The sequence below is a fragment of the Nocardia sp. NPDC050712 genome (genome assembly GCF_040654295.1).
In the GTDB taxonomy this organism is placed as follows: Bacteria; Actinomycetota; Actinomycetes; order Mycobacteriales; family Mycobacteriaceae; genus Nocardia.
In genome coordinates, this window is sequence record NZ_JBFAHT010000003.1 from 1,612,912 (window position 1) to 1,634,374 (window position 21,463).

A 21,463-nucleotide genomic window follows, 5' to 3' on the forward strand; every position below is an offset into this window, starting at 1 on the left:
GCTCAACGTGTTGATTGATTACCTTTACTGTGCCACAGCACGGGGCCATGTTCGCTGAGGGCGTTACCATCACCACTCGTGCCGACAGATTTCGAGATCCTGGTGATCGGTGCTGGTCAGGCTGGACTGTCGGCGGGTTACCACTTGCGGCGGCTCGGTTTGGAACCGGAGCGCGACTTTCTCATCGTCGACCACGCCCCCGGCCCGGGCGGCGCCTGGCAGTTCCGGTGGCCCTCGCTCACGCTGACCACGGTCAACCGGGTGCACGACCTGCCCGGAATGTCATTCGCCGAGACATTGCCTCCGGGGTCGGAGTCCGCGCCCGCGGCCACCGCGGTGCCGCGGTATTACGCCCGCTACGAGCAGGAATTCGATCTGCGGGTGCGCCGGCAGGTCAGCGTCGAGGTGGTCTGCGACAGGACGGCCGACGGGAAGCGGTGTGACGGTCGCGGGGAAGTACTAGCCGCCGAGACCGACGCGGCCGGAATCCTGCGCGTGCGCGGACTGATCAACGGCACCGGCACCTGGGAGCACCCGTTCATTCCGGTCTATCCCGGCGCCGCGTCGTTCGCCGGCCGCCAGCTGCACACCCGCGAGTACCGCAGCGCCGAGGAATTCCGCGGCAAGCACGTGGTGATCGTCGGCGGCGGCATCTCGGCGGTGCAGTTGCTCGACGAGATCTCCCAGGTCACCACGACCACCTGGGTGACGCGCTCGGAACCGGTGTTCCGCGAGGCGGAGGTGACGCCGGAGGCCGGGCGCGCCTGGGTCGCCGAGGTGGAGGACCGGGTGCGGCGCGGCCTGCCGCCCGCGTCGGTGGTCTCGGTGACCGGGTTGCGCTGGGACGACCGGCTCCGCGCCGCCGAGCGGCGCGGCGCCCTGCACCGGCTGCCGATGTTCGCCGGGATCGAGCCCGGCGGCGTGCGCTGGGCCGACGGGACGTTCCAGCCTGCCGACGTGATTCTGTGGGCCACCGGATTCCGCAGCGCCCTGGATCATTTGGCGCCGCTGCGCCTGCGCGGGCCGGGCGGCGGCATCACCATGACCGGGCGGCTGGCCACCCAGGTCGCCGTCGACCCGCGCATCCATCTGATCGGCTACGGCCCCTCGGACAGCACCATCGGCGCCAACCGCGCGGGCCGCGCCGCGGCGCGCGAACTCGGGGAGTATCTGGGCCTTACTGGTAGCCCGCGGTGAAGGTGTCCGGGTCGGGGCCGATGCGCGCGCCGGTATCCATCGAGTCGATCGCCGAGAGCTGACCCTCGTTGAGCTCGAAGCCGAACACATCGAAATTCGAGGCGATCCGGGCCGGGGTCACCGACTTCGGAATGACGATGATGCCGCGCTGCAGATGCCAGCGGATGATCACCTGCGCCGGTGTCCGGCCGAGTTCCTCGGCGATGGCGACCAGGGTGGGGTGATCGAGCAGCGTGCCCTGCCCGAGCGGGCTCCACGCCTCGGTGGCGATGGCGTTGGCGGCGTGGAATTCGCGTAATTCACGCTGCGCCAGGCGCGGGTGTAGCTCGACCTGGTTCACCGCGGGCACCTCGCCGGACTCCTCGATCAGGCGCCGCAACTGCGGCACCGTGAAATTCGAGACCCCGATCGAACGGATCCGGCCCTGTGACTTCAATGCCGAGAAGGCCCGGAAGGTGTCGACGAACTTGCCCGCCGGCTCGACCGGCCAGTGGATCAGATACAGATCCAGGTACTCCAGGCCCAGCTTTTCCATGCTCGCGTCGAAGGCCCGCAGGGTGGCGTCGTAGCCCTGCTCGGAATTCCACAGCTTGGTGGTGACATACACCTGGTCCCGGGGCAGCCCGAAGTCGCGGATGGCGCGGCCGGTGCCCTCCTCGTTCGCGTAGATGGCGGCGGTATCGATGCTCCGGTAGCCCGCCTGCAGCGCGGTCGTCACCACCTCGGTCACCTCGTCGGCCGGCACCTGGAAGACGCCGAACCCGAGCTGCGGGATCACGTTCCCGTCATTGAGGATGATCGAGGGAATAGCGCTGGTCTCGCTTTTGAAAGTCACTTTTCCGACCGTAGAAGTGCGACGCCCGCCCGTCAACGAACAGCCCGGGCGTGTTGACCACGGAAAACTTCCCGACCTGCGCTTTCATCGCCGACGTGCCGCGGCACACAACGCGCTAACCGGCGAGTGCGGGGATCAGGGTGGCACTGTCGGTGACGATCGCGTGGCCCTGGAACGCGAAATCCTCGTACGCGCGGTCCATGGCGGGCTTGTCCCGGCCGCCGACGGCGTCGCGGACCACGATCGGCACGAAGCCGAGGTCGGTGGAGTGGGTCACGGTGGGCGCGATGCCGATTTCCAGGGCGACGCCGACGATGGCGTAGGCGTGAATGCCGAGGTCGCGCAGGGTGGCGGCCAGGGGCGTGCCCTCGAAGGCGGACATCGTGGTCTTGTCGAAGACGACCTCGTCCGGGCGCGGCCGGAGTTCGGGAACCAGTTCGAAGGCCGGGGTGTCGCGCTGGAGAATGGGTTTCAGGTCGTCCACCGAGTCGACGCGCTGCCAGTTCAGCGCCATGCGCAGGGCGAAGCGGCCGCTGAGGCGATGCGGCAGGAAGAAGTGCCGCAGGAAGATGATGGGGTACCCACCGGCGCGCGCGGCCTCGACGACGCGGAGCACGCGCTCGATGATCTCCGGGCCGTCGGGCAGCTGCGAGAGGACGCCGACCTGCATGTCGTAGACGACGAGTGCGAGCTTTTCCGGGGCGCACAGATCGGCGTGTCCCTCGGGAATATCAAGGCCGTTGCCGAACCGCATCGCCGGTAGCTCCTCACTCGATTCCACCGCGCCGGTGCGTCGAATCCATTGCACGCAGCGCACTTTCGATCACTCTAGCGCCGCCCCGGCGCAGGTGATCCGGTCCGGCTGTTCGAATGACCGCCCGTTGTCCCGTTGTCGCAGGTCACCGCGGGCGCTACCGTTTAGTGACCTCGTGGTGAGGTCGTTCGTGTCCCCGACGGTCAGCCGCGATCGACGCTGGAGCCGAGGATGCGCACTGGACCTCGCGGGCGCTCGCTGACACAGGCGGCGACACTTCGTTTACGTTCGGCCGTCCGCGCGAAATCTACGCGTACCCTGACACCGGTGAACGGCAACCGTTTAGCTAATAATCAACTATTCGGATTACGGACTGTTCGTGCGGAATTCAGCGCGCTACCTACCAGTGCGGTTCTTCGGTCGGGGATCTCGTCGGCGATTGTGGCCGTGCTGCTTTCTGGCGCCTTGATGATTGCGAGTGGATTGCCAGCGCGCGCGGATGCGCTCCTGCACCCCGACTCGGATCCGTTCTACGCGGCGTCCACCGACATGGGGTCGGCGGTGAACGGCGCGGTGCTGAAGGCGCGGTCCATCGCGCTGCTCGGCCTGCCGCTGCCGGTCCAGGCGTGGCAATTGCTGTATCGCTCCAGCGATTCCGGCAACCGGCCGATCGCGAACATGACCACGGTGCTGGTGCCGAACAGCCCGTGGAAGGGCCCGGGTGCGCGGCCGCTGCTGTCCTATCAGATCGCCGAGGACAGTCTCGGCACGCACTGCGCGCCGTCCTTCACGCTGCGCGGCGGGCTGCCCATCGGCCTGAACACCATGATCGACCTGCCGTTCATCGCCGAGGCGATGCGCCGCGGCTGGGCCGTGGTCACCAGTGACTACGAGGGGCCGGAATCGCGTTTCCTGGACGGGGTGACCTCCGGGCGCGGTGTGCTCGACGGCATCCGCGCCGCCCGCGATTTCGCCCCCGCCGGGCTGGGGGCCGCCAGTCCGCTTGGCGCCTACGGCTATTCGGGTGGCGCCTTCGCCACGCTGTGGGCCGCCGAATTACAGCCGAAGTACGCGCCGGATGTGCGGTTCGCGGGGATCACCTCCGGTGGTATTCCGGCGGACCTGCCCGGGATCGCCCGTGGAGTGGAGGGCGGCATGCAGGCCGGGCTGGCCCTGCTCATCGTGCACACCACGGTGCGCAATACGCCCGAAGCCGGTGTGGCGGAGCTGCTGAACGATCGCGGCCGCGCCATGCTGGCCGAGGACGCGAACGCGTGCGGTGAGGAGCTGGTGCTCAAATACAACGGCATGCACCTCGCCGATTACACCTCCGTGCCGGACCTGCTGTCGCACCCGACCTTTCGCCGGGCCATCGCCGTGCAGGAGCTGGGCGGCAGCGCGCCCGTGATGCCGATGTACCTCTATCACAGCCGCACCGACGACGTGATTCCCATCGCGGGCTTCACCGGGCTGGTCGAACGCTACTGCGCGCAGGGCGCCACGGTGACCGCCGTGAATTCCGGACTGCCCGGCCACAATCCGGCCGCGATCGGGGAGGCCTTCGGTGCGATGAACTACCTCGGGGACCGCTTCGCGGGCGTGCCGATGAAGCCGGGCTGCCGCTGAACGAAGACACGGCGCGTACCGGTGAACCGGTACGCGCCGCATCCGAGGGGTGGGACAGTTGGTCTACTTGTTGTCGGCCCACTTGGTGCTGCCGTCGGGCGCGTTGAGCGTCTGGATCAGCTCGATGCCCGCGACGATCAGCGTCGGCCCGCCCACCACGAGGGTGCCGATCAGGCCGCCGAGGGCCGCGCCGGTCACGATGGTCGCCAGGCCGAACGCCCCGCCGAGGAAACCGATCAGGCCGATGCCCGCGCCGATCACGGTGCCCAGGAAACCGCCGATGCTCGAGGCCACCGCGAACTGCGAGGTGAACTGGTCCATCGCGCGCCGGTTCTCGATCGGCGAGGCGACCGGGGTGATCGGCACCGGGGTGGCCCGGGCGAAGTCCTTGACCGCGGTCAGCTCCAGCGTCTGGCCGCCGTCGCGGACGGCGTGCGGTAGCGGGAATTCCAGGCCGTCGTGCCGGAACGACAGCGGCAGCGTGAGGACCGCGTTGCCGTGCGTGTCATTGATATCCACCGAGTTGCCGGTGAGCTCGAACGAGCCGCCGGTCAGGGTGGTGATGATCTTCTCGCCCACGAGTTTCGTCTCGTACCCGATCGTGGGTGCGGCGGCCGGTTCCGCGGACGCGGTGCCGGAACCGACGGCGACCGCGACCACGAGGGGTACCGCGGCCGCGGTGATCTTACGGAGGAACATTTCCCGGTTTCCAATCTTCATCAGATTCTTTCAAGCCCTACCAACGCCCTGCGGGCCGTAAATCCTTCCCCCCGAAGCCATGCAGGTCGGATCTGATCCAGGCAACAGTGGCGCCGGTGATCAATTTACCGTGCCGGGCGCGGCCGAGACCCCAGAATCCGGGGCATACCAGCAGGTTTGGAAACCTCGCGAATCGAATTGGCAGAACGAGTATTTCAGATCTGACTTTTCGCCTTTTCCAATGCTTTGGCATTGGCCTCGTCCTGCTTCTGGAAAGCCTGCGCGATCGAGTCGACGCCGCCGGCGAGCGATTCCACGCATTTGCTGAGCGACTCGATGCCGGCCAGGCCGGACTTGGCGTCCGGGACGTACTTCTGCGCGAAGCTCTCGCCGATCTCGTCGGCGCCCCAGCACTCGCCCTCGGCCTCGACCACGCTCTGCACGTTCTTGATCGCGGTGAGCACCTTGTCGGCGACGGTGGCGATCCCCGGTTTCGTCGCCTTCAGCGCGTCCGGATCGACTCGTAACGTGGTCATTTCCCGCCCTCCAGATACGTGCGGTTGCGGTAGTACTCCGCCTCGTCCTCCGGGTCGAGCTCGGCCGGCTGCGGTTCGGCCCGCTCCGACTCGGGTTCGAGCAGCGTGCGCACCAGATCCTTGATGCTGGGCGCGCCGGGCACCAGGTCGGGCAGATCGGGAATGTCGGCGCCCAGCCGCTCCACCGCGCCGAACGCGCGCCGCGCCTCCTCGCCCGCCAGCTTCGCGGCGGCCTGGGTGGCCTCGGTGATGGAGTGGCCCAGCTTCTCCGGCGTACTGCGCTTGAACGCCTCCGGCTCGACGTGCACCTCCGTCGGCACCCCGGCGGAGTTGGCGGTGACCCGGATCAGGTTGTCCGCCGACCAGGCGGTCACGGTGGCCGTCGCCAGCCGCTCCTGCGCCGCCGCGAATTCGCGCTGCTGCTCCTCGAAGGTCGCGAGCAGGGCATCCACCTCCCCGCGCAGTGCGTCGTTGCGTGCGCGTAGCGCCTCGCCCTCCATGCCGGCCATGCTGTGTGTCCCCTCCGGTCGTGCCTGTCATCTCTATGGACGCGGCAGCGCACCCATCGGTTCCCCAGTCTGCCGTTTTCAGATCACCCAGTCGAGCAGCAGGATGCCCGCGCACACCGCCACCACCACGGCCAAGGCGTAAGCGTCGCGGCGCGTGGGTGCGCTGGGATGCGCGGTGAGCTGCCCGGTACCGCCGCGTGCGGTGATGGCCTCACCGAGCTCGCCGGCCCGGCGATTCGCCACCGCCATGGCCGCGGTGAGGATATCGATGAGCGCGGCGTCGGCGGCCCGCTCCAGCAGCCGGTCCTTCGGGCGCAGCTTGCGGGCGGCGCGCAGTACCCGGATCTCGTCCAGCAGCAGCGGCAGGCTGCGCAGCATCAGGGCGACGACCACGGCCCATTCGTCCACGGGCAGCCGGAGTTTGCGCAGCGGCGCGCCCAGGGTGGACAGGGCGGGGGCGATCTCACTCATCGGCGTGGTCCACGCGATCACGAACGAGGCCGCCACCAGCACCAGGCCCAGGGCGAAGGCCTGCAAGAAGGCGAGTGCCGCCGCCGTGCCCGCCGGCAGGCTCAGCAGCGCGCCCACCGCGGCCAGGGCCCACAGCGCCCACGGCACCCGCGGCACCGTGTTCAACGGCAGCCGGGCCGCGATACCGATCGCGACCAGAAATACGACCATGATCCCGATCGTCAGCCAGGACGGCCGGAGCATCAGCACCACGCTGAGCAGGAAGACCGAGATCATCTTCGTGCCCGCCCACAGACTGTGCACCGGACTGGTGACCGGCACCTGGCGGAACAGCACCATACTCATGCCTGGCCTCCCTGCTCGAGCCGCCACACCGCGTCGGCGGGGCGTTCCCGCGATGTATCGGGTTGCGCCGCGGCGACATTCGCCGGATCGGCCTCCAGAATGCGCCCGGCCGCCAGGTGGACGGTGCGGTCGCAGACCGCCGCCATGTCCGCGACATCGTGCGAGATGACGATCAGCGTCAGGCCGGAATCCCGCAGTTGCGCGAGCAGTTCCACGATGTCGGCGCGCCCGCCGGGGTCCAGCCCGGCCAGCGGCTCGTCCAGGACGACCACCTCCGGCCGGCAGGTCGCGATCGCGGCCAGCACCACCCGTTTGGCCTGGCCGCCGCTGAGCCGCTCGATCGAGTGCGTGATGGTGTAGCGATCCAGGCTCACCGCGTCCAGCGCGCGGCCGGTCGCGCCGGAGCCCTTGGCCCGCCCGCCCCAGTCCGCGATCTCCTCGCCGACGGTCTCCTTCTGCAATTGCAGCCGGGAATGCTGGAAGGCCAGCTGGACCCGGCCGATCTGCGTGCTCACCGGCTTGCCGGAGAGTTCGCAACTGCCCGTCGTCGGTGTCAGCAGCCCGGCCAGAATCCAGGCCAGGGTCGACTTGCCGGAACCGTTGCCGCCCACCACGAGCAGCGCTTCGCCGCGCCGCACCGACAGGTCGATGCCGTGCAGCGCGGTGGCCTCCCAGGGCGTTCTGCGGTTGTAGGTGTAGTGCACGTCGCGCAGTTGCAGCAGCGGCTGACCCATCGGGCTGCGCCGATCCTCGCGCGCCGGCCGGTGCCAGACCGGCAGCCGTTGCACCGCGCGGCCGTCGGCCAGATGCACCACCCGATCGGCGGCGGCCGCGTCGGCCTCGTGATGGGTCACCAGCACCACGGCCATCGGATGCCGCCGGGGCAGATCGGCCAGCAGTGCGACCAGTTCGCGGCGGCCCTCGGGGTCGATCATCGAGGTGGCCTCGTCGGCGATGAGCAGCGCGGGGCGGCGGGCCAGCGCGGCCGCGACCGCGAGGCGCTGCTGCTGGCCACCGGAGAGCGCGGCGGTTTCCTTGCCGCCCAGGCCCGCCAGGCCGACCTCGGCGAGCAGGCCCTCGACATCGACCTGACCGGCCAGCTCCTGCGGCAGACCCCAGACGACGTCGTCGGCGACCAGCACGCCCAGCGTCTGGCTCTCCGGGCGCTGCAACACCAGCGCGGTGCCGCCCAGATGCCCGAGCCCCGCGGACCCGGGGCGGCTGATCGCGCCGGCGGTCGGCGGCAGCCCGGCCAGCAGCCGGGTCAGCGTGGACTTGCCCGAGCCGTTGTGGCCGACCACCGCGACGAACTCACCGACCCGCACCGACAGGTCGATGCCGGTCAGCGCGTCGGCCTCGGCGCCCGGGTAGCGGAAACCCGCGCCGTGCAAGGTGACCGGCAGCGGCTCGATGGGCCGGTCGTCGTCCGGTGCGGCGAGCCGGTCCCGGCTCGGCAGCCAGGCCAGCCGGTCCAGCACCGATCCGAGGATCACCCAGGACACCAGCGCGCTGACCAGCACGCCGAGGGCGACCGTCGCGCCGATGTAGAGCCACCAGTAGCGCAGGACCGTCTCGGTGATGTCGACGACGGCGCGCCCGGCCGGGGCCAGCGCCGGAACTTTCTCCAAGGTCTTCTCGGTGCCCTCCGCGGTGCCTCGCATGGCCCGGAAGAACAGCAGCCGGCTCTGCGTGAACACCAGCAGCAGGCCGACCGAGAGCAGCCCCCACGCCAGCCCGCCCAGCAGCGCCAGCCCGAACACCGAGAAGAAGCCGCCGCCCCGGCGTTTCACGCCGCCGATGATCCCGCCGATGGTGGCGGTGCCGAGAATGCCGAGCGCGGGCATCATGCCCGCCGCGACGAAGGTGACCAGCGTGGCCGCGACCGTCGTGCTGAGGACCGCGCGCAGCCGATACCGCTGCGCCAGCATGCCCATCGGTACCGCCGCCACCAATTGCAGTGCCGCCGCGAACGGCACCACCGCCCCGACCGTGACCAGCCCGACCGTCACCCCGCCCAGCACCGCTCCGGTCGCCAGCTCGATCGGCCGCAGCGGGCCGTGGTCCGGGGCGCCGGGTGGCGCGGTCGTCAGCTCATGCACGGGTCAAGTCTGCCAGTGCGACGGGGTTTCCTCAGGCAGCGCGAGTGAGGATGTAGTCACCGGGATCCATTTTGCGAAGGCGGCGGCGATAGCTGGTCTGGGAGCCGGGCCAATTGTTGGTGATGCGGCCGGAGGCGGTGCGGTACCAACTGGTGCAGAAATTCCACGGGGTCCGGGCGAGGCGTTCTTGCAGCGCGGTGTTGTATTCCGTTTCCAGGTCCGGGCGTACCGCGAGGGAATGGCCGGGGCGGGCGGCGAGGAATTCGACGGCCTGGCGAATGTAGCGGGCCTGGGATTCCATCATGTAGATGATGGAGCCGACGCCGAGGTTGGTGTTCGGGCCGTAGACCAGGAACAGGTTCGGGAAGTCCGGCACGGCGATGCCGTAGTAGGCGTGTGCGCCCTCCGCCCAGGAGTCGGCGAGCTTGCGGCCGCCGCGCCCGAAAATGCGCAGGGGCCAGAGGAATTCGGTGCCCTTGAAGCCGGTGCCGTAGATCAGGACGTCGGCCTCGTGCAGGGTGCCGTCGGCGGTGCGCACGCCCGCGGGCGCGATCTCGGCGATGGTCGCGGTCTCGACCCGCACGTTGGGCTGGGTCAGGGCCGGGTAGTAGTCGTTGGAGAACAGGCCGCGCTTGCAGCCGATCGGGTAGTCCGGCGTGAGTTTGGCGCGCAGTTCGGGATCGTCCACCTGCTTGTTCAGATGCCGTTCGGCGATCCGCCCGACCAGGCGCGCGATCGCCGGGAACTCCACCAGGCCCAGGGAGACGAACTCCGCGATAGCCCACCAGCCGAAGCGCTCGGCGAGCAGCGCGCCGGGCAGGCGGGCGAAGAGTTTGTGCTGGACGGGGGAGTAGTCGGTATCGAATTTGGGAATCACCCAGGCCGGCGTGCGCTGGAACAGGGTCAGCCGCTCGACCTGCGGCTGGATCTCCGGAATGTATTGGACGGCACTGGCTCCGGTGCCGATGCAGGCGACGCGCTTGCCGGTCAGATCGACGCTCGCGTCCCATTCGGCGGAGTGGAAGGCGGGCCCGGCGAAGGTGCCGACGCCGGGAATCGCGGGCAGCGCCGGACGCGAGAGCTGGCCGACCGCGGGGATGAGGATGTCGCACTCCCGGCTGCCGCCGTCGGCGGTGCGCACCGTCCAGCGCGCGGTGGCCTCGTCGAACTCGGCGTCGGTGACCTCGGCCCCGAACTCGACGGCATCGAGCAGGTCGTGCCGCCGGACGACCCCGCGCAGGTACTCGTGGATGGCGACCCGGCCCGAATAGCGCTGCGGCCAATCCGGTTTCGGCTCGAAAGAATAGGAGTAGAGCGGGGAGGGGACGTCGCAGGCGGCGCCCGGATAGGTGTTCTCCCGCCACACCCCGCCGATGTCGGCGGCCCGCTCCAGGATGGTGATCTCGCGAAAGCCGCTGCGTCGCAGCTCGATCGCGACGCCGATGCCGCCGAAGCCGGCGCCGATGACGATGATCGAGGGCCCTGTGCTCTTGGTCATGTGCTGCTGCCTGCTGTTCGATGCTGCGCGCCGGTCTGCGATCCGCCCGCACAGACTCCCGTCCTCCACTCTAGGGGCGGCCGTCGGCCCGATCGACAAATTCGGCCATAATGGGGCACATGCCCGCCGATCCGATGCCTGCCGACCCGCAACGGGTCGTCGATCCAGGCATCCGGGACTGGGATTTTCCCCGGGGTATCGCCAGTGTGGCGCTGATGACCGCCTACGCCGGCGAGCACGGGGTGCCCGTCGCGCGCATGCTGGCCGGGACCGGACTGAGCGAGCCGGCGCTGCACGACCCGGACGCCCAGATCGACGCGCGCATCGAACTCGCGGTGATCCGCAACCTGGTGCGCGAACTGCCCGGCGTGCCCGCCCTCGGGGTGGAGGTCGGCCGCCGCTACCGCATCACCACCTTCGGGATCTTCGGATTCGCCTGCGTGAGCAGCCCGACGCTGGGCGAGGCGATCGCGTTCGCGCTGCGCTACCTGGATCTCAGCTTCACCTTCTGCCTGCCGGTGGCGGAATGGAGCGACGGCGAGTTCGTGGCGTGGGTGCACGACGAGGCGGTGCCCGCCGATGTGCGGCAGTTCCTGGTCGAGCGCGATGTGACCGCGATGAATCAGGTGATGAGCGATCTGCTGGGCGCGCCCTTGCCCCTGGTGCGCGCCGAATTCCGTTTCCCCGAACCGGCTTACCCCGACCGGATCCAGGAGATGACCGGCGTCGCGCCGCGGTTCGGGCGGCCGCACAATCTGTTCGCGCTCGACCCCGCCGTGCTGGATCAACCGCTGCCCCAGGCCAACGAGCACACCTGGGCGATGTGCCTGGCGCAGTGCCGGGAACTGGTGGACCGGCGGCGGGCCCGCACCGGCATCGCGGCGCGGGTGCGCGAACTACTGGTGCCCGGCGGCGCGGACGGGTTCTGCGCGCCGCCCGGAATCGACACCGTGGCAGGTGATCTGAACCTGAGCACGCGCACGCTGCGCCGGCACCTCGATGCCGCGGGCACCAGCTATCGCGCGCTGCTGGACGAGGTGCGGCGCGCCCTGGCCGAGGAAATGCTCACCGCGACACCGCTTTCGGTCAGCGACGTGGCGATCCGCCTGGGCTACGCCGAATCCTCCACCTTCATCTACGCGTTCAAGCGGTGGACCGGGAACACGCCCGCCGCCTACCGCCGTGACCGCGCCGCGCTCCGGTGAGGCTCAAATATGCAGTGTCGGATGCGGTTTCGGATCGGTGGGTAGCACGCTGATCCGCCCGCCCATCGGGATAGGGCGGAAATGCGTGGTGATGCGGTGGTTTTCGATGACGTGCAGCGCGATCGCGGGATCGGGCGCGTAGTCCATGACATGGTCGGGGAGCTCGAGCTCCCACTCACCGCCCAGCACCGAGGCGGTGCTCGGGGCCGCCAGCAGCGGCTTGCCCGCGAATGTGGTCGCCGCCGCGGAGTGGGCGTGGCCGGTCAGGACGCCGAGGATGCGGTCGTCGCCCGCGACGATCTCGGCCAGCCGGTCCGGATCTTGCAGCGCGATCACGTCGACGACCGGGCTGAACAGCGGCGCGGCCGGGTGGTGCAGCGCCAGCAGGATCGGATTGCCGGCCGGCGCGGTCCGCAGGAACTCGGCGAGCCAGTCGTAGGTCTCCGGGGCGAGGCGGCCGCCGGAATCCCCGGGAATCGACGAATCCAGCAGTGCCACAGTGACTCCCGCGGCCCCGGCGCCGATCCAGGCGGCCTGGTTGATCGGCGTGGTGGCGGCGGGTTCGCCGAGCAGTCCGGTCCGGAAGGCGGCGCGGTCGTCGTGGTTGCCGGGCAGGAAGTAGAGCGGAATTTCCGAGCGCAGCGCCCGCGCGGCTTGCGCGTACTGTTCCGGGCGGCCCGAATCGGTGACATCGCCGGTGACCAGAATGGCGTTGGGCCGGTGCCGCAGGCCGGCCAGGAATTGCATCACCCGCGCGGCGCGTTCGGCGTTGCGATCGCCGAGATCGAAGTGTGTATCGCTGACCTGAGCCACCAGGATCATCGGCATTCGCTTTCTCTGGGGATCGCTCCATTGCGTTCAGAGTGCGCCCACGGGCACCCCTTCAGGCTAAGTGACCTGGGCATTATCCGTCGCCATGAGGCTCACCACGCGTTGCTTCGCGATAGCCGGTGAGTGATGACGCTCACACTGAGCGTTTCGCGCCGGCCGCCCACTCCGCCGCGACGGCGTCCGCGCGCGCCAGGATTTCCGCGGGGTCGGTCGCGATCGGCTGCCAGAAATTCGGATCCGGCGTGGCCGTCAGCGCCAGCTCCGGCGGCGTGCGCCACGGCGCGGCCAGCCCGAGCCGCCAGGAATGCAGGTGCGCGCGGGGGTGCGCGCCGGACTTGTCGAACAGCGGGTCGCCGACGATCGGATGACCGATCCAGGCCAGGTGCACGCGAATCTGATGCCGCCGCCCGGTGACCGGGCGCAGCGCCAGCACCGCGTGGGTTTCGGTGCGCGCGAGCGTCGCGAAGTGGGTGAGCGACGGATAGTTCTTGGTGTCGAGCAGATCGGCGTCATCGACAAACCAACGGCCGGAACCGGATTCACGGATCGCCTCGCGCGGCGCGGCGATCCGCACCCGGTTCTTGCGCCCCACGCTCAGCGGCAGATCGATGACGCCGCGGTCGGGCAGCGCGGCCGATTCCACGATCGCCAGGTAGGCCTTGTCCGCGGTCTGCTTGTTGAACTGGCGGGTCAGTTGCCCGTGTGCCGCGAGTTCGCGCGCCAGTAGGATGAGCCCGGAGGTGACCTTGTCGATCCGGTGCACCGGATACAGCGTCTCGCCCGCCGCCGCGGCCAGCTCCACCAGATCGGTGTCGTGCCGCTCGCCGGTGACCGAGATGCCCGCGGGTTTGTTCAACGCGAGGATCGCCGCGTCTTCGTCGACGAGATAGCGTTCGCGCAGCTCCGCCCAGTTCATCTCCACCCGGTGAGCCTAATCGGGCGGCGGAAATGCCTCGCTACGCGCCGCGGCGGACCTATCCTGGGCCCTGCCCGCTTTTCCGAATTCCGAGACAGCGTCTCGGCCGCGAGTAGGAGACAGCATGAGCAGCAGCGATACCGAAGCGGGGAGGAAGCAGGTCAACGGTGCGGGGGAGAAGGAGGCACCGAAGAAGGACCTGGGTCAGCGTCCTACCGGCCCGAGCGCTCACCCGAAGCCGAGCATGATGCCGCGCAAGAAGCCCGACTGATCAACTGTTCTTGCTGCGCAGCACGTGCGGCCGCAGGCGGTTGAAGCCGCGGACCCGCACGCTGCGCAGATGCCGGATATCGAACTCGGGCTCACCGGCCAGGGCCGTGGCGGCGCCGTCATCCACCAGGATGGTGCCGGGGCGTGCGACGCCGGTGAGCCGCGACGCGGTGTTCACCACCGAGCCGTACAGATCGCCGAAACGCTGCAGGACCGGGCCGTAGGCCAGGGCCACCCGCAGGTCGGGAGTGCCGCCGACCATCATGGTGGACTCCTGGATGGCCAGGGCGATGCGCGCGGCGGCGGCGGGCGTCTCCGCCGCGAACATGACCTCGTCACCCACGTTCTTGATGACCCAGCCGCCGTTCTCGGTGATCGCGGCCGTGGTCGTGGATTCGAACGCCTCCAGCAGGATGGACAGCTCGTCGGGATGCAGGTGCCGGGTGAGGCGGGTGTAGCCCACCATGTCGGCGAAGCCGACGGCCAGCTCACGGGTGGAATCCTCGGCGGGTGTGCCGCCGTCGATGGAGCGGGCCAGCGCCGCGGCCAGATGCCGGCGCCAGGCGTAGGTCTGCAATTCCTCGAGCACCCCGATGGTGGCCTCGGTGGCGGCCCGCGCCGTCTCGGCCAGATCGGCTTCCTCACCGCTGTGCGCGGCCTTGGTGATCCGGTTCACGATCTCCGAGAGCACCAGATCGGCCTGCCACTCCGCGAGTCGCGCCATGCTCTGGCCCAGGGTGCGCGCCGCGGCCGCCTGCTGGCGCACATCGGCGGCCGCCACCACGCTCATACCGCGGAAGCCGCGGACCGCCTCGATATCGGCCGCGGTGTATTCGACCGCGCCGTCGTCCGGGTTGGCCGGAAACCCGAGCGCCGTCCACAGCCGCTTGGACACCTCGGTCGGCACGCCCGACCGCTCGGCCACTTCGAGCCGGTTGTAGCGGCGTGTCCCCGCCAGCAGATAGGACTCCACCACCTGCTGCACCAGTTCGGCTGTCTGCTTGTCCTCCATGATCGCCACCTTACGGCCCGGGGGTACCCGATTGCCGGGATCGCGGGGCGCATTGGGCGAGATCACAGCGCCGATCAGGTCAGCTGGAGCCACCGGCCGATCGAGGGGATACCGGTGCCGCCGACGGCGAACACCAGATACCAGCCGGGCGGCGCCAGCGCCGGATTGGACGGCATGGTCAGGGTGATCGAATCCGGGCCGGTGGTGCTGAATTCGAGGTCGACCAGGCGTTGCTCGTTGTCGCTGGAGTGCGTGGTCGCGCCCGGCCGCATCAGGTTGACCTCGCGGATCGGCCCGTTGACCGTCGCGGTGACGGTGCCGCCGTAACCGGTGGCCTCGGCACCCAGCGTCAGCTCCGGGCGTTGACCCTGGAAAAGATATGGCGGCCAATAGATTTCGATGCGCAGCTCCTCGGTCTTGCGGGCCGGGTTGGAGCCCGCGGTGACCACCTTGCCGTCGGGGGTGAGCAGCGCGATCGAATGGTAGAGCCGGGCGATGCGGCACGGCCCGGTGTGCATCCAGGTGCCGTGGGCCGGGTCGAAGATCTCGGCGTGCGGCGGGGCGGCGTGCGCCATCTCCTCCATGCCGGAACCGCCGGTGGCCAGCACGGTGCGGTCGGGCAGCAGGACCGCGCACAGGTGCATGCGGGCGTGGTCCATCGGGGGCGCCGGAACATAGGCCGGGGCTGGGGCTTTCAAGTCGGCGATCCGCGCGTCCGCCAAAGCCGGTGCTGGACTGTGCATATCGAAGCCACCACCACCCAGGATCAGCACTCGCTGGTCCTGAGCGGGCGGCAGCAGCACGCTGGCCGCCTGATTGCGCGAGCCCGGTTCGGCCAGACCCGGCACCTCCTGGATGGCTCCGGTGGCCGGATCCCAAATGCTCGGGCGCATACCGTTGTTCCCGCCGTACTGGCCGCCGGTGTAGAACACCCGGGAGTCCGCGAGCAGGACCAGATGGCCGTACATCGGGATCGGGCCGGGCACCGGCAGCTGGGACCACGAGTTCGTCGCGCGGTCGTACAGTTCCGGGACGACCGACAGGAAGTTGTCGGCGCCGAGGCCGGACACCGCGATGGCGTTGCCGTTGGGCAAGGTGACCAGCGAGGGGTACCACCGGCCGAAGTGCATATCCGGCAGCGCATTCCACGCCAGCGTCGCCGGGTCGAAGAGCAGCGCGTCCTTCAGCCCGTAGAACGGGTCGTAGCGCTCGGTACCGCCCGCTGCGAGCAGCTGCCCATCCGGCAGGAACGTCTGGCCGACGCAGAACAGGTCGATCGGTGTCGCGGGCGCGGTGAACCCGGGGCGCGGGTAATGCCAGACCCGCGTGCGGAACTGGTGTGCGTCGTGCAGCTCCGGGTCGTTGCCGGAACCGGCGAAGAACAGCACGTCGCCGGTGTGCAGCAGGGCCGCGTGCACCGGATTGATCTCGGTATCGAAATCCAGGATGCGCCAGATCCCCATGTGCGCGGCGTGCTCCAGATCGGTCTGCACGGCCAGCACCTGGAGGTAACCGGCGTTCGGGCCCTGCGGATTATCGATGGTGCAGATCACCAGTTCCGGAATGCCGCCGGTGGGCCGCAACGCGACCGCCGCGCCCTGGTTCTCCTGAAAACCCCAGGGCAGCTTGGTCCAGCCGCTCCAGCCGTCCAGGCAGTGGCCGGTGCCGTCCAGGCCCCAGCCGATCGTGTAGACACCCGAGTTCACGCCGCCCGGATTGTCCACCGCGAAGACCAGCAGCGCGGGGCGGCCGTCACCCAGCGGGTCATCGGCCACGGTGATGCCCGCGCCCTGGTTCTCGAAGCCGTACCAATCCGGCACCGCCACCCAGGGCGTCCACTCGCCCACCGCGCCGTCGGCCGTCAGGCCCTTGGCCAGCCGGAACTGCCCGGTGTTCTGGCCCGGCGGATTGTCGACGGTGAACACCACCAGCGCCGGCTGCCCGCCGAGGCGGGTGAGCGCGATATCGGCGCCCTGGTTCTCCCAGCCGTACCAGTCCGGCACCGGCTGCCACGGCGTCCAGCCGCCGGTGACCTGCCCGTCGGGCCCCAGGTCACGCCCGATCCGGAAGTAGCCCTGATTCTGACCGGGCGGGTTGTCGACGACCAGGACCACCAGATCCAGCCGGCCGTTGCCGCTGAGATCGGCGAGCGCGATGCCCGCGCCCTGGTTCTGCCAGCCGAACCACTCCGGGACTGCCAGCCAGGGGCCCCACCCGCCCACCGTGCCGTCGGTCGCCAGCGCGGTGCCGACCCGGTACAGCCCGGCGTTCTGGCCCTCCGGATCGTCGACCATGAGAACGACGACATCCGGTGTGCCATCACCGGTTACGTCGGCGATCGCGATACCGCAATCCTGATTCTCGGCCGCGAACCAATCCGGAATGGGAACGAATTCTCCTGCCACGGCTCCATACTCGTGTGCGCGCGATGATCTCGCCAGGGTCGCAGGCAATTGTCCGCCGATGTCCGGACGGGTCTTAACCGCGGTTAAGATCCCGCAAACGCCGATCGCCCCTCCCGGGAAGGGAAGGGCGATCGGGGACTTCGGTTCAGGAAACCAGTTGCCGCAGTTCGGCGATCAGGGCGTGCACGCCGTCGCGGTCGAGGTGGGCGACCAGGGCGGGCGCCAAGGTTTCGGCGCCGACGCCCCACTTCTTGAAGGACTTGGCCAGCTGGTCGATGCCGATCGGCTCCGGCCGCTTACGCTCGGCCTTCTCCCCCTCGGTCTTGATCAGCGCCGCCTGCCACCGCGCCACCTGCTGCTCCTCGGGCACCTGCGCCAGGCCGCGCGCCACCCGGATCGCCAGCTCGCCGGCCCGCAGTTTCTGTTGCAGCTGCGGAGCCAGTTTCAACAGCGCGCGGCGCTGGGACACCCAGGCCTCGGTCTTGCCCAGCGCCACCGCCGCGGCCGACGCGGTGCCGCAGTCGGCGACCAGACCCTCGACCGCCCGGGCCTCCTCGATCACATCGAGGTTCTCCCGTTCCACGTTCTCCCGGATCGCCGCGGTGCGCAGCGCGGCCCGGCTGGCGGCGACCTCGTCCTTGATGACGAACTCGAGGGTGTCGCGGCCGAACTTCTGCGCGGCCGCCAGCCGCCGGCAACCGTTGACGACAACGAGTTTCGCGGTGCCGAGCTCGGGCTCGTCCTCCGGCCACAGCTTCAGATACGCGGCGCGCGTCACCACCAGCGCCGGTTGCAGCTGGATTTCCTGGATCGAGGCGAGGTCCTCCAGGTTCTGGTCGCCCTCGCGCGGGTTGCGCGGATTGGCCACCAGATCCGCCAGCGCCGCCGAGGTGGCGGGCGGCGAATTCAGCAGCGCCTCCCCCCATCCGCCCGGATGACTGGTCCGCTCCGGTGAATTCCAGCCGTCCACCAGCGAATGCGCGCCGGTCGAATGCACCAGCGACGCCAGATCGGTGCGCTTACCCCGGGCCATCAGCGACCACCTGTCTTCAGTTCCAGCGCCAGGCGTGCGAAATCCTGGCGGCATTCCAAGGAGACCCGGTTCTTCGGATACTGGGTGACCACCACACCGTCGGCGGAGGCCCGGGTGTGCACCTTGTAATGGCGCACCACGGTATTGGCCAGCGGCCATTCGTTGGCCTTCACGAAGGCCCTGGTCTGCTGCAGGTCCACCTCGCCGTCGCGCGGGTCCCAATTGTTGATGACGACCAGGTAGTCCAGGCCCCGCGGCTTGATCAGGGTTTCGATGGTGCGGGCGGTCGGATCGAATCCGAGCGGCTCCGGCTCCAGCGGAACCAGCACGTGCGTGGCCGAATCCAGGGCGGCGTGCAGGGCGTCGGCGTAGGCCAGGCCGTGCAGCGGGTCGTCGGTGGTGCCGTCGTGCCCCATCCAGCCCGGCGTGTCCACGAAAACCTGTTTGATGCCCTCCAATTCCCGCAGTCGGCGCAGTCCGTCCACGTCCTCGTGGGTCTGCACGATATGGAAGGGCAGTACTTTCATCCGCTCGGCCCACCAGGCCGCGGAGCCCTGCGGGTCGATGCTGACCACCGCGACCGGCGAGGGTTCGTCCGGGTCGCCGGCCAGCACCTCGGCGGTGGTCGCGGCCAGGTTCATCGACAGTGTCGACTTACCCACCCCGCCTTTCTGATTGAGTATCAGCTCGACTTCGGCTTGCGGCATGGGCGCAGGTCACCTCCGTGTGCTTCACCCACCGGCAGTGGGCTACTTCGGATTTCGGGGGAGTATCGCCGGAAAACTCTGCGGCGCTTCGAACATAAACCGGACCCAATGGACTGCCGGGACGACGCGGGCCGCAGGGCAGACAGTTATCGCTTCGTTATACAACCGCGCGTGTGTTGCATTTGTCGCGTGAATTACATCGGTGTCATATGGATAAAGGAACAGCTGTGCGAATGAAATCACCGTGATGGTTTTCGAATCAGATTCGAGGCGTTGGTGAAGAAAATCGCAGCAAGCCGACGTCCTCGATGCGAGCATCGGAGGACCGATTCATGGCTCGACATTTGTGGCGTTTCCTGGTCGGTGGCCTGCTCATCGCCGCCGGCGCGCTAGGCATCCTGCTCTGCGCCGCGGGCACCGCGGCCGCTCAGAACTTCGAGATCCCCGGGATCGGAACCGTCGAGATCCCGAAAGAGATCCAGATCCTGCCCCAGGCGGAGCCGACCCGGCCGATGACGACCGCACCACTGCGGATCGAACTGCAGACCGAACCGGGCCCCTTGGCGATCAGTCCCGCCGAACCCGCGATGGCGGAGGAGGAGTCGGCACGGCTGACCGCGCTCGAGGCCGCCCGCTCCCGGCTGGGTTCCGAATACAGCGCGGGCGCCAACGGGCCCGATTCCTTCGACTGCTCGGGCCTGGTGCAGTGGTCCTACGATCAGGCCGGCGTCGACGTGCCGCGCACCAGCTACGACCAGCTGGCCACCGGCACCCCGGTCGAGGTCGAGGAGCTGGAACCGGGCGACCTGGTCTCCTATTACGACGGCGGCCACTCCGCCATCTACGCCGGAGACGGTGAGGTCATCCACGCTTCCACATCTGGTGAAGGCGTGCGGATGTCGTCGATCGATTCGATGCCCCTCACAGGAGCCCGTCGCCTGTAACCGGCCGACCGGGCGGAAGTTTCGCCGGCACCGGTTTCAAGATTCGGGCCGAGGCGGACGTCAGATCGTGGCCCTTCGTTTCCGGCGCACCCCACAGGCAGATCGCGAAGCCGGCGGCGGTGACCACGGCCGCGCACAGGAACGTCGGGCCCAAGCCGTAGCGGTCCAGGGACCAGGGCAGCAGATAGGTGCCGAGGGCCGCGCCGACCCGGCTGATCGAGGTGGCGAAACCGACTGCGGTGGCCCGAATGTGGGTCGGGAACAGCTCGTTCGGATAGGTCCAGTCGAGCACGTTCGGGCCGCCGCAGAAGAACGCGTACAGGCACAGCATGAGCATGGCCCAGCCGACCGGCATGGTCGGCCAGATCCCGATGGCCAGCACCGGAATGATCATCAGGCCGAAGCACCAGACGATGGTCGGCCGTCGACCGATGGTATTGATCAACCGCATCGCGGGCAGGCAGCCGACGAGGAAGACCATGCTGATCAGCGCGACGCCGAGGGTGTCCATCCAGGTGCCCTTGGGCATGCCGAAATCTTCCAGAATGCGCGGGCCGAAGGTCAGCATGGCGAACAGGACCGAGACCTGGCACAGGAAGAACCCCGAGCAGAACGCCGTCCGCTTGCGGAAGGCGGGAGTGAACAATTCGCGGATGGAACCCTGATGTTCGGCTTCGGACGGCTCGATCAAATCTTCCGGCGCGACGCGTTTCTTCAGATACTTCTCGACCATGTCGGCGGCCTCCTCGGCGCGCCCGTGCTGCGCGAGCCAGCGCGGTGATTCCGGCGCCGTGGACTGCCGGATGATGAGGAAGAACGCGCACAGCACCGCCCCGCTGGCCAACTGCCAGCGCCAGCTGCCGTTGCCGAAGAACGTCAGGCACAAATAGCCGATGACGAAGGCGAGTACCGATCCCAGGTACCACGCGACGATCTGGAAGCCGAGCAATGTTCCGCGTTGTTTTCGCGGCAACCATTCACTCAGCAACGATGTAGCGATCGGATAGTCCGCGGCGACGGCCATGCCGAGGACGAAACGCAGAATCACGATGAGCCAGACCGATTCGGTCCAGAACGACAGCACCGAGCAGGCTGCCATCACCACCAGGTCGGCGGTGTACATGAACTCGCGCCCGATCTTGTCGGTGAGCACGCCGAACAGTGCGCCGCCGACGAACATGCCGATCAGGGCGGCCGCGCCGATCAGGCTGATGTCGGTGGTGCTCAGGTTCAATTCGTCGGTCATACCGATCAGCGCGGTGGCGACGATGCTGAGAATGTAGCCGTCCAGCAGTGGCCCGCCCGAGCACGCGATGGCCAGCCGGGCATGGAATCCGGTAAAGGGAGCATCGTCGATGACGGTGGTAGAAATCAGAGCCTCCTCGCCAAAACCCCCGGACAGCGAACATGGAGCAAATGCTGCGAACCTACCCGGTGTGATGCGCCCGCCCCGGGTCCGACACGCGAAGTGGGAGGCGGCCGGCGATGTCCATGGCGTGTCGCCGTGGCGTATTTGCGACTGTGTGACAGCGGAATTCGCGTCTTTTAGGTATTTTGCTCGGGGGAGAAGG

Annotated in this window: 20 protein-coding genes; 5 read left to right on the forward strand and 15 right to left on the reverse strand. The window is 68.8% G+C overall.

Annotated elements, in window-relative coordinates:
- Positions 1-78 precede the first annotated feature (78 nt).
- Entirely contained in the window at positions 79-1,197 is a 1,119-nt protein-coding gene (locus tag AB0H76_RS27970; RefSeq protein WP_357329711.1) for an NAD(P)-binding domain-containing protein, read from the forward strand.
- On the opposite strand, the gene AB0H76_RS27975 is transcribed toward AB0H76_RS27970, so the two are convergent.
- Together AB0H76_RS27975 and AB0H76_RS27980 are read right to left on the reverse strand one after the other, a co-directional pair.
- The gene (locus AB0H76_RS27975) at positions 1,178-2,032 is read right to left on the reverse strand and encodes an aldo/keto reductase (RefSeq protein ID WP_357329713.1); all 855 of its coding nucleotides are present in this window, start codon (positions 2,030-2,032) and stop codon (positions 1,178-1,180) included. The two genes, AB0H76_RS27970 and AB0H76_RS27975, sit on opposite strands and share 20 nt — an antisense overlap.
- A 115-nt stretch (positions 2,033-2,147) precedes the next feature.
- A complete protein-coding gene (locus AB0H76_RS27980) occupies positions 2,148-2,840 on the reverse strand; it encodes an isochorismatase family cysteine hydrolase (RefSeq protein WP_357329715.1) in 693 nt (230 codons plus the stop codon).
- A 429-nt stretch (positions 2,841-3,269) separates the two neighbouring features.
- Here AB0H76_RS27980 and AB0H76_RS27985 point away from each other — a divergent pair, with 429 nt between their 5' ends.
- Complete coding sequence (locus tag AB0H76_RS27985; protein WP_357329717.1) at positions 3,270-4,412, forward strand: lipase family protein; 1,143 nt, start codon at positions 3,270-3,272, stop codon at positions 4,410-4,412.
- Between the two features lie 63 nt (positions 4,413-4,475).
- Here the strand turns inward: AB0H76_RS27985 and AB0H76_RS27990 are convergent, their stop codons facing one another.
- From AB0H76_RS27990 to AB0H76_RS28015, 6 genes are all read right to left on the reverse strand, one after another.
- A complete protein-coding gene (locus AB0H76_RS27990; RefSeq protein ID WP_357329719.1) occupies positions 4,476-5,111 on the reverse strand; it encodes an ammonium transporter in 636 nt (211 codons plus the stop codon).
- A gap of 215 nt (positions 5,112-5,326) precedes the next feature.
- Complete coding sequence (locus tag AB0H76_RS27995; RefSeq protein ID WP_357329721.1) at positions 5,327-5,647, reverse strand: hypothetical protein; 321 nt, start codon at positions 5,645-5,647, stop codon at positions 5,327-5,329.
- Positions 5,644-6,156: a YbaB/EbfC family nucleoid-associated protein gene (locus tag AB0H76_RS28000; protein ID WP_357329723.1), complete on the reverse strand. Its 513-nt coding sequence runs from the start codon at positions 6,154-6,156 to the stop codon at positions 5,644-5,646. The genes AB0H76_RS27995 and AB0H76_RS28000 overlap by 4 nt, the downstream gene beginning before the upstream one ends.
- Positions 6,157-6,234: 78 nt before the next feature.
- On the reverse strand, positions 6,235-6,972 hold the full coding sequence (locus AB0H76_RS28005; protein WP_357329725.1) for an energy-coupling factor transporter transmembrane protein EcfT: 738 nt from the start codon (positions 6,970-6,972) through the stop codon (positions 6,235-6,237).
- Entirely contained in the window at positions 6,969-9,071 is a 2,103-nt protein-coding gene (locus AB0H76_RS28010; RefSeq protein ID WP_357329727.1) for an ATP-binding cassette domain-containing protein, read from the reverse strand. Before AB0H76_RS28010 ends, AB0H76_RS28005 begins: the two co-directional genes overlap by 4 nt.
- A 31-nt stretch (positions 9,072-9,102) precedes the next feature.
- Positions 9,103-10,569, reverse strand: coding sequence for an NAD(P)/FAD-dependent oxidoreductase (locus tag AB0H76_RS28015; RefSeq protein ID WP_357329729.1), 1,467 nt, complete (start codon positions 10,567-10,569; stop codon positions 9,103-9,105).
- A gap of 119 nt (positions 10,570-10,688) precedes the next feature.
- On the opposite strand from AB0H76_RS28015, the gene AB0H76_RS28020 reads away from it, so the two are divergent.
- Positions 10,689-11,774, forward strand: coding sequence for an AraC family transcriptional regulator (locus tag AB0H76_RS28020; RefSeq protein ID WP_357329731.1), 1,086 nt, complete (start codon positions 10,689-10,691; stop codon positions 11,772-11,774).
- Between the two features lie 3 nt (positions 11,775-11,777).
- On the opposite strand, the gene AB0H76_RS28025 is transcribed toward AB0H76_RS28020, so the two are convergent.
- On the reverse strand, positions 11,778-12,602 hold the full coding sequence (locus AB0H76_RS28025) for a metallophosphoesterase (RefSeq protein ID WP_357329733.1): 825 nt from the start codon (positions 12,600-12,602) through the stop codon (positions 11,778-11,780).
- Positions 12,603-12,738: 136 nt separating this feature from the next.
- Positions 12,739-13,521, reverse strand: a complete 783-nt coding sequence (locus AB0H76_RS28030) for an RNA pseudouridine synthase (protein WP_357329947.1) — start codon at positions 13,519-13,521, stop codon at positions 12,739-12,741.
- 124 nt (positions 13,522-13,645) lie between these two features.
- Between AB0H76_RS28030 and AB0H76_RS28035 the strand changes: the two genes are divergently transcribed.
- The gene (locus AB0H76_RS28035) at positions 13,646-13,792 is read left to right on the forward strand and encodes a hypothetical protein (RefSeq protein ID WP_357329735.1); all 147 of its coding nucleotides are present in this window, start codon (positions 13,646-13,648) and stop codon (positions 13,790-13,792) included.
- Here the strand turns inward: AB0H76_RS28035 and AB0H76_RS28040 are convergent, their stop codons facing one another.
- From AB0H76_RS28040 to AB0H76_RS28055, 4 genes are all read right to left on the reverse strand, one after another.
- Positions 13,793-14,803 (reverse strand): adenylate/guanylate cyclase domain-containing protein, encoded by a 1,011-nt coding sequence (locus AB0H76_RS28040; RefSeq protein WP_357329737.1) that lies wholly within the window; start codon positions 14,801-14,803, stop codon positions 13,793-13,795. It lies immediately after the preceding gene.
- Between the two features lie 74 nt (positions 14,804-14,877).
- Positions 14,878-17,208: a galactose oxidase-like domain-containing protein gene (locus AB0H76_RS28045; RefSeq protein ID WP_357329739.1), complete on the reverse strand. Its 2,331-nt coding sequence runs from the start codon at positions 17,206-17,208 to the stop codon at positions 14,878-14,880.
- A 145-nt stretch (positions 17,209-17,353) separates the two neighbouring features.
- Positions 17,354-18,241 carry a ParB N-terminal domain-containing protein gene (locus tag AB0H76_RS28050; protein ID WP_357329741.1) on the reverse strand — a complete coding sequence of 296 codons (888 nt, stop codon included), beginning with the start codon at positions 18,239-18,241 and terminating at the stop codon, positions 17,354-17,356.
- The gene (locus AB0H76_RS28055; RefSeq protein ID WP_357329743.1) at positions 18,241-18,948 is read right to left on the reverse strand and encodes a ParA family protein; all 708 of its coding nucleotides are present in this window, start codon (positions 18,946-18,948) and stop codon (positions 18,241-18,243) included. The genes AB0H76_RS28050 and AB0H76_RS28055 overlap by 1 nt, the downstream gene beginning before the upstream one ends.
- 332 nt (positions 18,949-19,280) lie before the next feature.
- Here AB0H76_RS28055 and AB0H76_RS28060 point away from each other — a divergent pair, with 332 nt between their 5' ends.
- On the forward strand, positions 19,281-19,892 hold the full coding sequence (locus AB0H76_RS28060) for a C40 family peptidase (protein ID WP_357329745.1): 612 nt from the start codon (positions 19,281-19,283) through the stop codon (positions 19,890-19,892).
- On the opposite strand, the gene AB0H76_RS28065 is transcribed toward AB0H76_RS28060, so the two are convergent.
- The gene (locus AB0H76_RS28065) at positions 19,870-21,405 is read right to left on the reverse strand and encodes an MFS transporter (protein ID WP_357329949.1); all 1,536 of its coding nucleotides are present in this window, start codon (positions 21,403-21,405) and stop codon (positions 19,870-19,872) included. The two genes, AB0H76_RS28060 and AB0H76_RS28065, sit on opposite strands and share 23 nt — an antisense overlap.
- Positions 21,406-21,463: the final 58 nt, after the last annotated feature.